Source organism: Moraxella sp. K02 (assembly GCF_041154755.1).
Taxonomy (GTDB): domain Bacteria; phylum Pseudomonadota; class Gammaproteobacteria; order Pseudomonadales; family Moraxellaceae; genus Faucicola.
The window spans coordinates 36,791-50,788 of the sequence record NZ_AP031592.1 but is presented as its reverse complement, the minus strand read 5'-3'; the positions used below and the strand labels follow the sequence as shown (position 1 = coordinate 50,788).

General features: G+C 38.4%; 15 protein-coding genes. 6 read left to right on the top strand and 9 right to left on the bottom strand.

Going from position 1 to position 13,998, the window contains the following annotated elements:
* The first annotated feature begins 32 nt into the window (after positions 1–32).
* Positions 33–413 (top strand): hypothetical protein, encoded by a 381-nt coding sequence (locus tag ACAM39_RS11935; RefSeq protein ID WP_076776947.1) that lies wholly within the window; start codon positions 33–35, stop codon positions 411–413.
* A 234-nt stretch (positions 414–647) separates the two neighbouring features.
* On the opposite strand, the gene ACAM39_RS11930 is transcribed toward ACAM39_RS11935, so the two are convergent.
* Positions 648–1,238, bottom strand: a complete 591-nt coding sequence (locus ACAM39_RS11930; protein WP_309574679.1) for a hypothetical protein — start codon at positions 1,236–1,238, stop codon at positions 648–650.
* Between the two features lie 252 nt (positions 1,239–1,490).
* Between ACAM39_RS11930 and ACAM39_RS11925 the strand changes: the two genes are divergently transcribed.
* Positions 1,491–1,940 carry a MobC family plasmid mobilization relaxosome protein gene (locus ACAM39_RS11925; RefSeq protein ID WP_369628661.1) on the top strand — a complete coding sequence of 150 codons (450 nt, stop codon included), beginning with the start codon at positions 1,491–1,493 and terminating at the stop codon, positions 1,938–1,940.
* Positions 1,940–4,492, top strand: coding sequence for a relaxase/mobilization nuclease domain-containing protein (locus ACAM39_RS11920; RefSeq protein WP_309574678.1), 2,553 nt, complete (start codon positions 1,940–1,942; stop codon positions 4,490–4,492). The genes ACAM39_RS11925 and ACAM39_RS11920 overlap by 1 nt, the downstream gene beginning before the upstream one ends.
* Before the next feature lie 124 nt (positions 4,493–4,616).
* Here ACAM39_RS11920 and ACAM39_RS11915 read toward each other — a convergent pair whose 3' ends face one another.
* Positions 4,617–4,859, bottom strand: coding sequence for a helix-turn-helix domain-containing protein (locus tag ACAM39_RS11915; protein ID WP_007117406.1), 243 nt, complete (start codon positions 4,857–4,859; stop codon positions 4,617–4,619).
* A gap of 156 nt (positions 4,860–5,015) precedes the next feature.
* On the opposite strand from ACAM39_RS11915, the gene ACAM39_RS11910 reads away from it, so the two are divergent.
* The gene (locus tag ACAM39_RS11910) at positions 5,016–5,504 is read left to right on the top strand and encodes a hypothetical protein (RefSeq protein ID WP_369628660.1); all 489 of its coding nucleotides are present in this window, start codon (positions 5,016–5,018) and stop codon (positions 5,502–5,504) included.
* 110 nt (positions 5,505–5,614) lie between these two features.
* Here ACAM39_RS11910 and ACAM39_RS11905 read toward each other — a convergent pair whose 3' ends face one another.
* Positions 5,615–6,679: an IS701 family transposase gene (locus tag ACAM39_RS11905; protein ID WP_472828285.1), complete on the bottom strand. Its 1,065-nt coding sequence runs from the start codon at positions 6,677–6,679 to the stop codon at positions 5,615–5,617.
* A 435-nt stretch (positions 6,680–7,114) separates the two neighbouring features.
* Between ACAM39_RS11905 and ACAM39_RS11900 the strand changes: the two genes are divergently transcribed.
* Complete coding sequence (locus ACAM39_RS11900) at positions 7,115–7,285, top strand: hypothetical protein (RefSeq protein ID WP_369628658.1); 171 nt, start codon at positions 7,115–7,117, stop codon at positions 7,283–7,285.
* A gap of 224 nt (positions 7,286–7,509) precedes the next feature.
* Here ACAM39_RS11900 and ACAM39_RS11895 read toward each other — a convergent pair whose 3' ends face one another.
* Genes ACAM39_RS11895 through ACAM39_RS11875 form a run of 5 tightly spaced genes read right to left on the bottom strand, consistent with a single transcriptional unit; the run spans position 7,510 to position 11,005 of the window.
* Entirely contained in the window at positions 7,510–8,028 is a 519-nt protein-coding gene (locus ACAM39_RS11895) for a hypothetical protein (protein ID WP_369628657.1), read from the bottom strand.
* A gap of 51 nt (positions 8,029–8,079) precedes the next feature.
* Positions 8,080–8,622, bottom strand: coding sequence for a 3'-5' exonuclease (locus ACAM39_RS11890; RefSeq protein ID WP_135890322.1), 543 nt, complete (start codon positions 8,620–8,622; stop codon positions 8,080–8,082).
* A gap of 27 nt (positions 8,623–8,649) precedes the next feature.
* Positions 8,650–9,546 carry an AAA family ATPase gene (locus tag ACAM39_RS11885; RefSeq protein ID WP_369628656.1) on the bottom strand — a complete coding sequence of 299 codons (897 nt, stop codon included), beginning with the start codon at positions 9,544–9,546 and terminating at the stop codon, positions 8,650–8,652.
* Positions 9,543–10,040 carry an HORMA-1 domain-containing protein gene (locus ACAM39_RS11880; RefSeq protein WP_369628655.1) on the bottom strand — a complete coding sequence of 166 codons (498 nt, stop codon included), beginning with the start codon at positions 10,038–10,040 and terminating at the stop codon, positions 9,543–9,545. The genes ACAM39_RS11885 and ACAM39_RS11880 overlap by 4 nt, the downstream gene beginning before the upstream one ends.
* Positions 10,041–10,057: 17 nt before the next feature.
* Positions 10,058–11,005 carry a CBASS oligonucleotide cyclase gene (locus ACAM39_RS11875; RefSeq protein ID WP_369628654.1) on the bottom strand — a complete coding sequence of 316 codons (948 nt, stop codon included), beginning with the start codon at positions 11,003–11,005 and terminating at the stop codon, positions 10,058–10,060.
* A 209-nt stretch (positions 11,006–11,214) separates the two neighbouring features.
* Here ACAM39_RS11875 and ACAM39_RS11870 point away from each other — a divergent pair, with 209 nt between their 5' ends.
* Positions 11,215–12,234, top strand: coding sequence for an IS701 family transposase (locus ACAM39_RS11870; RefSeq protein WP_282841997.1), 1,020 nt, complete (start codon positions 11,215–11,217; stop codon positions 12,232–12,234).
* Here ACAM39_RS11870 and ACAM39_RS11865 read toward each other — a convergent pair.
* A complete protein-coding gene (locus ACAM39_RS11865) occupies positions 12,182–13,774 on the bottom strand; it encodes a phosphorylase family protein (RefSeq protein ID WP_369628653.1) in 1,593 nt (530 codons plus the stop codon). The two genes, ACAM39_RS11870 and ACAM39_RS11865, sit on opposite strands and share 53 nt — an antisense overlap.
* Between the last annotated feature and the right edge of the window lie 224 nt (positions 13,775–13,998).

The following is a 13,998-nucleotide window of genomic DNA, read 5'->3' as shown; positions in this document are numbered from 1 at the left end:
CATCTCAACGATACTAAAGAAAGGAAGTATGCATGAACCTACACTACATCCAACAAAACAGCCTAAACCCGTTTGAATTTCAAATTTGCCAAGCCTACTATGAAAACCCTAACAGGCACACCACACCCTTAGCACACTTACAGCAGCTTTGCAGTCAGTATCACATCACCTTGGATCAACTTGCAGCCATCACCCAAAAGGTCAAAGCCTATCACCCGCATACCCATTGCATTGAATGTAACATCGCTCAGCGAATCACCGAACCTGACTATCGCAATCTTCAACATCTGCAGCAACTTGACTATCTCTGCGATGACTGTCAATCATTTATGCATGCACCGAACCAATGCCAACATTTCGCCAATATTCCTATGCTAGCTAGTAAAGCAATCATTGATGATTTGCCTTACTAAAACAACCGCTAATAAAAAAGTCTAAAAAAATTGTTCCCCATCACCTGGGGAACTCACAAACGCTAACCGATAAAACCATGCCGCATAAACAACTACCCCACAACACAAAAATTCGCATTCGTAACTTTTAAACAAACCTAATCAACCGATCATCAAACAAGCAATCAAAAAACAAGCAATGCCAAACGCAACGCGAAACAATTTTCTATCACAGCGCCCGATACACTTGAATCATTAATCATGCTGCGTTAATGACAAACCTTCTGCCATACCACTTGGCGACAATCCTAAATTAACACTACTAGCCTCTTGATGAAAAACAGGCTGACCAACTGCCGCAACTGGTTTGGACGTATTATCTTCAGCCGGCAATACCATAGACGAATTTACTGAAGAAATTTGATCCACATCCTTTGCCAAATACTCAGACAACAACACCCGATCATGAGCGGTAAAATGACCTTGCTCAAACATCTTCGTTAAAAACTTAGCATAACTAAACTTATCACTAAACTTCGCATCCTGCATAATCGCCGATAAAAAAACCTCACCGACACGTTTTTGTTTTTGTTCAAGAAGCGCCTGTGCTTTTATTAGCTTATCCTTATCAATCTGCAACGCTTGCTTAGAACTTTCACGGGCAGCCGTTTTACTACGATCCGCATTAATCAACAAACGCAACTTTTTAACATCATCTTCTGACTTAGGATCAATTTGAGAAGTTAACACAATCTGCTGTTGTATGTTCGATAATTTCTTTTTACCTGCAAGATTTTTCAATAACTTGTCTAAATAACTTTGATCCTTTTTACTTAACGCTAACATCTAATACCCCCTATGTTGTGACTAATCCTAAAAATCATACCAACATCTGGTAAAAAAATAAATAGCCACCTATTGTCAAAGAATAACAAATGCGTATAATCAAAAGAAAACAGTAAAACCTAACAGACGTTTTTATAGCCAGCAAAGACAGCGTTACCAGATCACTACGTGCTGTGTTACCTTGTCGCTGGTAAAAGTGGGCGAAGCCCCCTTTTAAAACCCCCAACCACGTTGGCAAATGGGATTGTGTTAATGGCAGAAAACAAACAATTTGATGGTGAGAAACGACAGACTCGGTTAAATTTACGGCTGACGGATGCAGAACATACAATGCTTAAAAGTCGCGCAGAGGGTTTTGGTTTGCAGATGGCAGAGTTTGTTCGGGTGTTTTTATTAGAATTACCTAAACCCGCGAAACGCGTGCATGATTTGCCGATGGTTGATCCTAAGCTATTAAGGCAGCTGGTGAGTATTGGCAATAATGTAAATCAGTTAACGCGTTATGCACATACGGTATCTAATGATCCCAAGCAAACATTGGATGTGTTATCCCTATCATTTGCACTACAAAAATTGGGTGATGAGTTGGCACAGTTACGTGAACAGTATTCACTAAAATCGGTTAAAGAAGCGGATGCGTATGTGAGTGATGCGCCGGTACTTGATACCACTGATGTGATCAACCGTGATGAGCGTTGTTAATGCTGGTGCGTTTTTTTAATCATGGTCGGGTGCGTAAAGGCGCTTTGACACGCACAGGTGGGGGTGGGGCAGTACGCAATTATTTGTTGTTTGCGTCAGAGGATAAAACCAAACCGCGTGAGGGGGCACGGCTGATTTATGGTAATGAGGTGGATACCACGGAGGTGATTAATGGCATTAAAAATAATAAGATTTATACCTCAGGGGTGTTGTCGTTTGCCCCAGAAGAGTCGATTACCGATGCACAAAAAATTGAGATCATTGAGTCGTTTGAACAAAATTTGTTTCCTGGTTTAATGCCTGGAGAATATAGCGGCTATTGGGTTGAGCACAAAGATAAAGATCGTCAAGAGCTGCATTTTGTATTTGCTGAGATCCATTTGCCCAGTGGTAAGGCGCTGCCGGTGTATTACCATGAGCTTGATCTAAGGTTGGTGGATAGCTGGAAAGATTTGACCAATCATGATTATGGTTTGGTGGATCCCGATGATCCGAGTCGTACGCGGGCTTATCGATTAAAGGGGTATGAGTATAGCCTTAAAAAGCAACAAGAAAAGCAGCAGCATGCAGTAGTTTCGGGTAAAACACCGCCACCGCTTCAAGTCTTTGATGAGGAGAATATCGGCAACTGGCTGATTGATGAGATTGCCAGTAATGAGGCTATCCAAACCCAAGCGGATGTGATTGGGCTCATTGGTGAGGTATTTGAGATTACCCGTATTGCTAAGGATGGCCAATCGATTTCCATTAAAAATCCTAACGGTGGCCGTAATATTAAATTAAAGGGGATGCTCTATGAGCGAGAATTTAGCCGACAGCGTTTCGAGTCGCTTGGCACAACGCAAAAAAGACAACCAAGCGATCGAGCAGCACTTCAAAGCATCAATCAGCGAGAGCGTGAAAGACGCCAGCAGCGATTGGAAAAACGCTTTGCAAGCCACCGTGAGCGAGATCGAGGCTTTGAGCCAAACCTTGATCCAAAACTCAAAAAATCTGAGCAACGAGCAGATAACCGCGGCACAACAGCAGCTGAGTCAGTTAACCCAAGCGTTGACGAATTTAACGCAGACAGTCAGTACCTTGAGTCAGACCACCACCACGAGCGTGACAGACGTGAACACACAGGTGAACGCCAGCCTGACTGCATTACAGGCAGCGGTGAGCAAAGCGAGCGATCAAGCGGTGGCGACCAGCCAGACGACGTTGCAGTCGATTCCAAGCCAAATCAAGCAGGTCAGCGAGCAGCTGATGCAAGATACCCAGCAGACGATGATAGCGCATCAACGTCAATTGAACCGATTGTACCGGCTAGGATTAACCGCCTGGGTAGTCACCGCTTTAGGGATTTTCGCCGCTATCGGTTTGTTCGGGTACCATTATTATCTGGGCAAACAGGTGTATCAGGCTCAACAGCAGTTGGACACGCTGCAGCACTATATCAGCCGAACGCCTTTAGAGGTCAAGGCATTTTCTATGATGGATATTTATCCGAACAAGCACGACCCAGATGGGGTCATTATTATGCCGAAAAATCAGTTGACCGCGTACTGTACCAAGTCAGAAGCGGACAACAAGATCTTATTACTGACGCCACCGGACAACTCGATGTTACCGACGCCAACCCAACAAAACAGATCTTCCAAACAGAAGTAATTAGCCATGAACCAACCGACGCCTACCGAACTCATCACCAAGCTTTTAGACAGACTATCGAGCGATTTGCACAACCAGCTCGACAAACGGATCAATCAGATTCAAAGCGAGTTACAGCAGCATATCGATCAGACGATCAGCACAGAAATCACGACGCTGTGTCAGATCTTATTGACGAAATTATCGGCGCATATCGACCAGCAGATCGACGCCAAGACAAACAGCCTAACCCAAACGATCGAAGCTTGCTTGAGCGAATTAAAGACCACCAATCGAGAGCAGTTGAAAATGCTAAAGTTAGGGAGAGAAGAATTTCGGCTCTTGGAAGAAAAGACACAAGCAGCCTTGACCAAATTGCAGAGCATCTCAGCAATCGACGACAGCGGCATCGACAGTACGCTGAGCGAGTTAAAGGACTCCATGCAGACCGTGACCACCTCAATCCAATCATTGCAGACAGCCATGGAAAAACTCGAGAAATCCGTGACCGACGAATCCGACGAACTTTTTTCTATACACCACATTTCTGGCGTATTAACACAGACGCAGACGACGTTAGAACAAACGCAAGCCACCTTCGAGGCGTACTTAGCGAAGCTCAAGCCATTAGTGGGGTAGTGCTTGAGATGCTAAAGGCAATGTTTAAAAGAATGTTTGAGGGGGTTCGTGATCAGTTGGTGGGGCATGCAAAAGCAGGGCGTTTAACGGTTGCAGCGCCTGATGGCAGTCATGTCCAAACAGTAACACCGGATCAAGCCGAAGCGTATGTACACCAAACGCCCTATAATTTATCAGGGTATGCCAAGCTTGTGTCGACGGTGGATCGGGTAAAAGGGCAAGGTAAATCTAGCGATGCGCCCGAGCCTAGATATCCAAGTAATAGGGGACCTGGGTTTTAGGCAAATTAATTGAGGGGTAGAATTAAGCTATGCGGTTGATCTACCCGTATTTACGGTCAATGACAAAGCAAGCGTTTTACCAAATACAGCAAACAACAAGCCTTATCTTCAAAATCAGCGATGCCTAGCTATTGTCTAACAGTTTTATCACCTGACAAGGATCGAGCTTTAAAGCTTGACAATAGGTAATAAACTCACAGACATCCAACCGTCGATCACCGGTCTCTATTTTACCAATCAGCGAATAAATGACGCCCATTTGGTCAGCTAATTGCCGCTGCGTTAAACCCAACGCTTCCCGTTGACTTTTAAAGATCGCCCGTAATTGCTGCTGTTTAGTCGAGTGTATAGACGTACGAAAATTCATTGCACCTATTTTAGGTTTAAGCTATTATGAACCTGTTTTAGGTGCAACTTATGCGGTTATTTGCTCCATCGAGTCAGTAACTTGTTTGAAATTGCGCGATGAAATAGTTAACAAACTTCGGTGTTTTTACTTCGATAGTGATTGGTATTGTGTACGATGGAAGAAAAGAAAATAGTGGTGGCGGTTCAAAGTCCTTATTTAGATGCAAGAGCCAGACAGACAAGGATGCAGGTCAATAATGTTACCGTGGTGATTGGTCTAGCCATTATTGGTGCTGTTGGCTACTGGTTGTATGGCCTTATTATGTCGTGGCCTACGGTTAGTGCACCCTATAAGTATGCGCTTGCATTTTATTTTTACGCCATCTTTGTGCCTGTACATAGCTTTGTGGATGTATGGGACTGGATGATGGATATCCATATTACCCCTTTTCCGAACTTAAATGGCCTTATTGGTTTGATCGGCATGGCGCTGTATAGCTTTCTAACACTATTTGTGATTATGCCACTGTCACTGGGCTATATTCTCAAAAAACTTAAATTAACTTGGGGCAATCTATTTGCTTTATTTCTCGCACCTGGTTTTCTGGCAATCGCTTGGTATATTGTTGCAAGTGTTTTAGGATGGCTGTTTGCAATAAGTTAAATACCATGATGGTATGAATAGGCGAAATTTTTAAAAATATTTTCGTGGTTGATTTGTAACTCTCCCCTAAAATAAAACATCTCAGACGTAGAATTTCTTATAAACTGAAGTTACGCACCGCTAATAGCCTTAAGCTGGGCAAAAGCCGACTGATTAGCAGAAAGTAGTAACTTCGTACGCAAAGCGAAATGATTTAACTTGGTTTTGATTTTCAAACACTCAAGCTTAAACACCGCATACGTGGCTAAAAACATATGATTAAACCGAGCCCTTTGGCTATGAGCAGGCGACTTACCCAAATTGGCATTTTGCTTTAACGACTTATGATACACTTCAACCTGCCATCGTTTTTGATAGCCGTTGATAAATTTATCCTTGTCGCATTGCAAATCTGAGCATACCAGATATAACACCCCTGTAGAATCGTCCTTGTTTGTAAAGACTCGGCGTAATAACAAGACTTCATCATGATAGTCATTTAAAAAGCCGCGAACAGGGGTATTATCGGGTAGATTAGATTCATCAATACGTACAAAGTTACCTTTTTCTCTATCATCCGCGGTTAAAGCCACCAAGCGATTTGACTTTAACGCAAAGATGAAATGCTTGTTAGCTTTACGAATATGTTTGAATGTCGCTTTGGCTGAAAACCAAGAATCAGCTAATACATAGTCGAATTTGACTTGGTTTTTGATTGCCCTATCAAACATATCAAGCAGTCGCTGATTTTTGGTTTTATTACTTTTACGTTTAACGTTGCCTTTGTCATCGGTAAAGACATTGGATTTGGTAATGATGTCATAGCTTAAGGGTATGTCGATATCTTTGCGATGATACAGACAGTTAAGCAGGTTAATGCCTTTAACATTTTTGTTTTGGGTATGGTCGTAGTGCCAGCAGTTGATGTCGTCGACGCTTGTGTGCGGTTTGGGCTGTATGGTGTCATCAAAGATGAGATAGCCGATGGCATTGGGTGTGGCATTTTCATGCTGTCTTAGCATGGGTTTAATCAGTTGCCATTGTTCTTTGGCGGTGAGTGTTTCACTGTTTAGAGAGTGGGTGATGCTGTCATGGTAGATGCTCCCTTGTAGTAGATTGGCAAGTCCTGTGGCGGTGGTTTGCCCAAAACTTGCGATGAGGTAGTCGCTGTAGAGTTCTATCATGTCTTTGTTCATTTGTTTACTCTCGCTGACTGCTTTTTTTGTTATGATAGCGCTTTTTTAAAGGGCTGCGTAACTTCAGTTATCATATAAAATTATCAGTGGCTGAGTTTATTATTTTAATTTCTAAAAAATCGTTTAACATAGATTATGGTTCAAATTCTGTGTTGACCGATTAAAAGTATATATCGGCAATCGTGATAGTAAGGTTGTGGTAGCAACTGTTATGATTGCCTTTGATTACTAGGTGGATGTTGCAGTCTAGTAAAATATATGACAATCCCTTGATGAAAAACAGGGTTTAGATGAATATAGCTATAAAGAATTTGGCTACCGTTTAAACAAGATTATCTAACAATAGGTTGGGCATCTTAAAAATCCAATGTTAGAACAAATTAAAGAATGTTGAGGCAGTAAGGTAAGCCTTAGAACAGCGTAAGGGAAATCAACATGAAACAGCAACTGAAAATTATAGTACCGAACAATAATAAATATACTCGACATCTTAAATTAACTGAGAAACAAGAACAAGAATTGATAGCTTACAACAAAGCAGGGGCGGAGTACTTCAAGAAAGCATTTCAACATCGAGCTAAAAAAACCAATCATGTAAAAGACTAAACGCTCATGCAAGTGCTAAGCATCTATATCCCTTGATAGGATGCGTTTGAATTTGAATATTTAACATAATCAAAGATGGGCGAATCAAAAAAATTACGGAGATTCCATTTATCCAAACAAATTCACAGATTATGGAAAAAGCTCATAATCTTTATTTTACAATTACTGAGAGTATTCAAAGTAATTTTGTATGGCATAAGAATAAGATATGTATTTCATTACAATTACTTCTTACAAATTGGAGTATTATCAACCTTTGAGTTAGACTCAAAAGAAATTTCTTTAGCAATAATTAAGCTAAATACTAGAACTCCCATAATCCCTATTATTCCCATCACCAGAAAAGTTGCCCTAAAAATAGAGCCGTAAGTCATAATTTTTGAAAAGAAATTCTTCTTTTCATTAGCTTTTATTAAATTATTTTCTTCATTACAAAAAATTCCAATATCAATTGAAGAGTTTCTTTCTAATTTTTTGAAAACTTCTTCCGATTGTTTAATCAAAAATGATGTTCTTTGATCTAACTTCCAGAAGAAGAACGAGCTTACACTTAAGAAAATAGATAAAAATATTCCTATATACGCAAATGTAATTGAAGATTGCATAGATACGCCTATAGCTGTACCTAATCCTACAACAATAAAAAGAAAATAGTTAAACATTGTAATTCTTTGATTTGAATGTAGCTCGAAGTACTTCCAAGCATGCTCGACTGCCTGTTCTGAACTAATTTTATTGGTCATACTATTTTTACCAGAAAAAAGTGTAATTAAAATTATATTAATCTATAACAACTATAGATTTAATGAATAAACTAGTCTAAATAACTCCGCTTGGTATCGTGCATCATGCAAAGCGTCATGATCCCCTTTCAAACTGGCATTCACATATTTATGTATTGAACTAGATCTTGTATCATGCCAGTTACATTTTGTAGCCCCCATAAAAAGGGCTTTAATATCTATAGCAGTGATGCCAAATGGATTTCTATCCAAATATTTCAAAAAATAGAAATTAATAAAAGACCAATCAAATGGAGCATTAAGTCCTACGAAAACGGGCTTTGCATTTTTAGATACATTTTGATTAATCCAATGTTCAAATTGAACCATTGCTTCCAAAGGAGGTATTCCTTTTTCAAGTGCCTGCTCTAAAGTTATACCAGAAACTTTCAACGCCTCTTCAACCGCTTTATTACTAATGGGTTGTAACATTATGGAAAACTCAATATCAGGCTCATAAACTAAGCAAGCTCCTATAGTAAGCATACTATGCTCGCTAACTATAGGACCTGATGTTTCAATATCTACAGATATATAGACCTCATGTTTACACATGCATAACCTCCTTAAGTTAAGATATTTTTATGTATCCATTTTAGGTGATGGTTTAAGCTTGCTTAGAGCCTGCTGAAAATGTGAGATATTCAATGCAGTATTTGGAAATGCTAAAGCAACTGCGGCTGGATATAAACGTGTACGAATATCTGAATAAGTCCAACTTGGCTCTTGTCCATGAGCAGCTGTTTTACTTACTAATTCAGCAATTTGATCCCTAGAAAAATTTAGATCAGATAGGTCAAGAGTAAAAAGTTCGTGCCTTTCTTCATCTGAGGGACGAGTGAATTCTTCAATGATAGAAGCTCTTCTTAAAACAGCAGCATCTAATGCATCTAACCTATTAGTGCATAAAATTGCAAATATACGACCTCCATGTTTTCTTAATTCATCAATTGATTGAATCAGTGTGTTTACGCCCACTTTATCTTCATGATGACTGTGTTCTTGACTTCGAGATGCTCCAAGCGAATCTCCTTCATCAATAATCAGAAATGCACGACCATTACCGTTTCCAATAGATCTAGCTATTTCATCAAATGCCTGTGAAATTAGTGTACCCATTTCACCAACTTTACCCGTGCCTCTAACTTTATTACTTAATTTAAATAGCAAGGCATCTTCAATTTTCGCATCTCGAGCCAATTTGTTGACTATAGCCTCTGCATTTGCAGTTTTACCAGTACCTACATCACCATGAAAAATAGCTAAAGGATATTGGTCAAGCAGAAGGTCAATAATTGCTAATTTTTTACCATGTTTCTGTTCGCTCCATTGCTTTAACTCATCAGTTTGAAGTAAAAGTTGCAAATGTTTTTTAATGCGTAAATATCTAGAATCGAACCCAAGTAGTTTGTCAGCTAAATCATCTAATGCCTTAATCGGCAAATCTGTCTTAATTTCGAAAACTGTCGATTTATTCATGAATAGTCACTCCTATTAACTCCATAACCGTTACTGCTATAGCCTCGTCCTCCAGAATTAGAAAGGGTGCTATGAGTGGTACTTTCCGTTGTCGAGACCCAATTATTTTCCAATACTAATTTGGAAGATTTTTCTGATTCATTACGATATTTTTCAGTATACGATAAAATAATTCTAACTCGTCCGCTAGGTGTATAGGGCCACATAACTCCGCCCGGTCTTTCACCACCTGAAGCATTCTCTGACTGAAAAATATATTTTAGTGCTTTAATCTCTGAACCTTGTGAAGATATCAAAGTTACATCAACTTTGGATAAATATTCATTTTTTGCTAGTAATTCAATATCATGAGCATATGATCGAGCTTTATCCTCCGTCATAGCCCTTGTACTACTTGCAATCATAATTAAATCTGCTTTAATACTACGTATGACCTTTTCAACATCAGCCACAGTGTAAGTACTTGAATAAGTACTGGAGTATGAATTACTCATTCTTTAATCCTTAATCCTTAATCCTTAATCTTGAACTTATTACCAAAAATTTCCTTCCAAATATCATTATCATCTTCGACTGATGCATAGTTCGCAATTTCCCAAGCTTGTAACGCTTTGCTAACAATTAGCTTTTTTTCTTCTAGAGTTATTCGGGATGCTACATTATTTTCGTAATTAGAAGGATCTACGATTACGACAGGATCAGAAAATTTTTTTTGGGTCTTACCAGAATTTTCAGGAAAATCGATACGCTCATTCAATTCACTTTGTGCGATATATCCTAAAAATTCTCTAAAACGTTGTTCAATACTCTCGGTAGGACCATAACGATCCTGCAAAAAAGCTAGTATTAGTTCTATATGAAAGGACTTTAGACCAGGAGGACAAGCGAAATTCTTCCATCGTTTTGCCATACGAACTAGAGTTCGATAATGCTTATCTGAGTTTTTCCTATCACGGATGAATTGAATGTGACAAGGAGCACAAGTCAGATTTGTTTGTTTAGTTATCAAATCATACTGCCAACCATGATTTGGATCTTGTACATCTTGAATTACAGGAACTACGTCCACACTTAGTCCACTTTTGATAAATGTTACCGTTGTTGCTTTTTTTTGAATTTCAAAGTCTTCTACGGCTTTATTAGGGTAAATTTTGATTAATAACGTGTAAATTAAATCATTAAGATTATCTAATGTTGATTCTTCAATATTTTTATTACTAATATAAAATACAATGTCTACATCAATGGGATCATCTATTGTCTTTTTTAAAATTGTATATTTAGCAAAAGAGCCAGCTTTAACTACTTTGGCTATTTTCAAATCAGAGTTTGAGGTTATATGTTTGCTTAACTCAGTTATTAAATTATCAACTTGTGTGTGATACTCTTTACGTTTTTCAGAGGACAAACGTAAAACATTACTATCATAATATTGTAGTTCTGAATTTTTAAGTGACATTGTTATGCAATTCCTTTATTAGTTATAGGACTTACGCAAAAAGCATAAAATTTTGCGAAAGCGGATAAAAATATAGTATAGTCAATCCTAAATTATAGTAAGCACCGTTTGCCCTGAGCTTGTCTAAGGGTAACGGTCGTTATGGTTCGACAGGCCTACCACGAACGACCCTGTTCGATATAATTCAGTTTTCACTATAGCATAAAGAGATGAAGAAAAAAGCTATCACCCGCCTAGACTACTGTCAATATTTACTGGTAAGCCAAACCAATTACACCCTTACCAACTACGCAGAACATCATCCTGAATCAATTAGTCATGACCGCATCAATCGATACCTACGTCATGACAAACTAAAACCCAAGCTCGTATGGGAAAAAGTCAAAGACGACATCGTATTAGACGACGATGGCTATCTTATCTTTGATGACAGCATACTCGATAAAAATCATAGTCACAAAATCGAATTGGTTAATCGCCAATACAGTGGCAACGCCCATCGCATTATTAAAGGCATCTGCATCGTTAACTGTATCTATGTCAATCCAAAGACCGAACAATACTGGCTCATTGATTACCGTATTTATGACAAAACCACCGATGGCAAAAGCAAACTTGACCATCTAAAAGACATGCTACAGCACAGTATTGAACACAAACAAATTAAATTCAAATATGTGCTCATGGATACATGGTATGCCACCAAAGACATTATGCTGTATATTGATAACTTACAAAAAATCTATTATTGTCCTTTAAAATCCAATCGCAAAGTCGATGATTCAAAAGGAGTAAACCCTTACAAAGCAGTCAACGAATTAACTTGGACTGACCAAGAGCAACAAAATGGCAAACTGATTAAAATACATGCCTTTCCTAAAGATTACAAAGTGCAACTGTTCCGAGTAGTGGTTAATGAAAACCGCACGGACTGGATTGTCACCAATGACACCAATCAGGATTCATCAGATGGCACACGATTGGTGTGTGCCATCCGCTGGAAGATTGAGCAGTTTCACCGAGAACTTAAACAACTCACTGGTATTGAAGCTAATCAGTGTCGTAAGGCTCGTATTCAGCGGAATCATATTTGTTGTTGTATGCTGGTTTGGCTGCAGTTAGCCAGACAAGCTAAACGGTTAAAACAATCTTTATATCAGGTTAAAAGGGGTTTACTCAGTGATTATTTGCGTGAGCAGTTACGCTCGCCTTCGGTCGTCTTTGCGTAAGCCCTAAGTTAATAAATGTCAAACCATCGATGATGAAATCTACTGTTACTGCTGCCGCCGCTTTTGCTGCCAAAGAATGAAAACGATTATCTTTTGTAGAATCGCCAAAATCACTAATACCTCTAATCATTAAAACAGGTTTTTTATAATTATCACATGCTTCAAACAACCCTGTACCTTCCATCTCAGCTATTTCTATTTTTCCATTAATCTTTCTTAATGCTTTAAATTTTTCTGGATCTCTAAGTAGTTTTTCACCACTACCAATAGTAGCAATTTTAGGTATAACACTCTTCGCAATAGGGCCTATCTCAATATTTTCAGGTAATACAATTTCTAGGTTCTTATAAATTTGAGTTAAACGATCCTTCAGAGAATTGTTATTCGATAAATAAGCACTGATATCTTGCTTAAATTTAATATCTAACTCCGTAACTCTAGAGCGAGGTTCAATTAATCCACCTTCGACGAGAGCAGCACCTTCATAAGCAACTATTCGCTCCGATAATATAACTTCACCTAGTTCACATTTTTCTCGCATTCCTGCTGCGATTCCTAACATAATTACACACTTTGGATTTAATTCACTTAGCAAGTGAGAAGTAATTGATGAAGCACTAACATTGCCTGGACCTGCAAAACAGGATAAAACACAATTTAGATATTTTTCATTTTTCTGAACAATTGCGGTTTTCCAAAAATGAATTCCTATACTTGTACTACTAGGTTGAATATCCTCGCTAATGTTTAATGCTTGTTTCGCTGCTGATAATTCAACTGGTAAAGCAGTTAAAATTAATATATCAGGTGGTAAAGAGGATAACCTGGCCTGCTCTTCTTCGTAAAAAATTTCAATAATTCTCTTCGAAATCTCAGATAAATCTAATACAGGTTCTTCTAAAGAAAGAGCCTCAAATTTTTTCACAACCGTATGACCAGTATTTGGCATATAGATTAGTGGATCTTTACGAATTTTTTCAATCAGACCTAATGCGCCAGATCCATCTTCGCTATTAGCACCGATTTGTAAATCCAGTGGTAGTATTGGCAAAGATTTTTTCGCCATTTTATTTGCTCTATCTAATACTCCTTTGCCACCACCCAAAGCAATCATCGCAGTGGCATGCTTAACCTGTTCCTCAGCTACATTACTGCCGGTTTTAGTTTCATCATCAATACAAATATATTCAGCAATACCTCGAGCAATCATCTTACGCAAAAGTTGACGTTGTTCAGGACTCGCCTTTTTTTCCATGAAATTGTTCGATGCGACAATTTTTAAATAAATTTTATCTCTTTTTTCAAGGGTTAATTGGTCAATTTCCCGTGCAATAGTCCAATCGAATAATAATGGCTTTTGGTTTTTGTTAACGAGTTCTGCTGAAAGATAACTAATAAAGCTACCACCAGTATTAATTATGTCTGCAACAAGAGTTTTAATAAATCTATGAGATAGGTCTATTTTTTCATCATTTGTACTATTTGAAATACTTCCTGCTACTAAGAAACAACTATTGGAAAGAGAAATTTGATTACTCACTATTTGTTTATCCTCAAAAAAAATAACTTTAAAAATGTTTTACAATAAGCAAAGCTACCTATATTTAAAATCAATGCTGATACTATTCGAATTTTGGTAGTGGTTTGAAAAGTATGCTGACTAAAACATGAATATGCTAAAAGTTAGTAAATCAAAGCTTTCAGAGGTCAATTGGTATTATAAGTTTTTAAATAACATACTTTTCAAACCACTACCAAAATTTT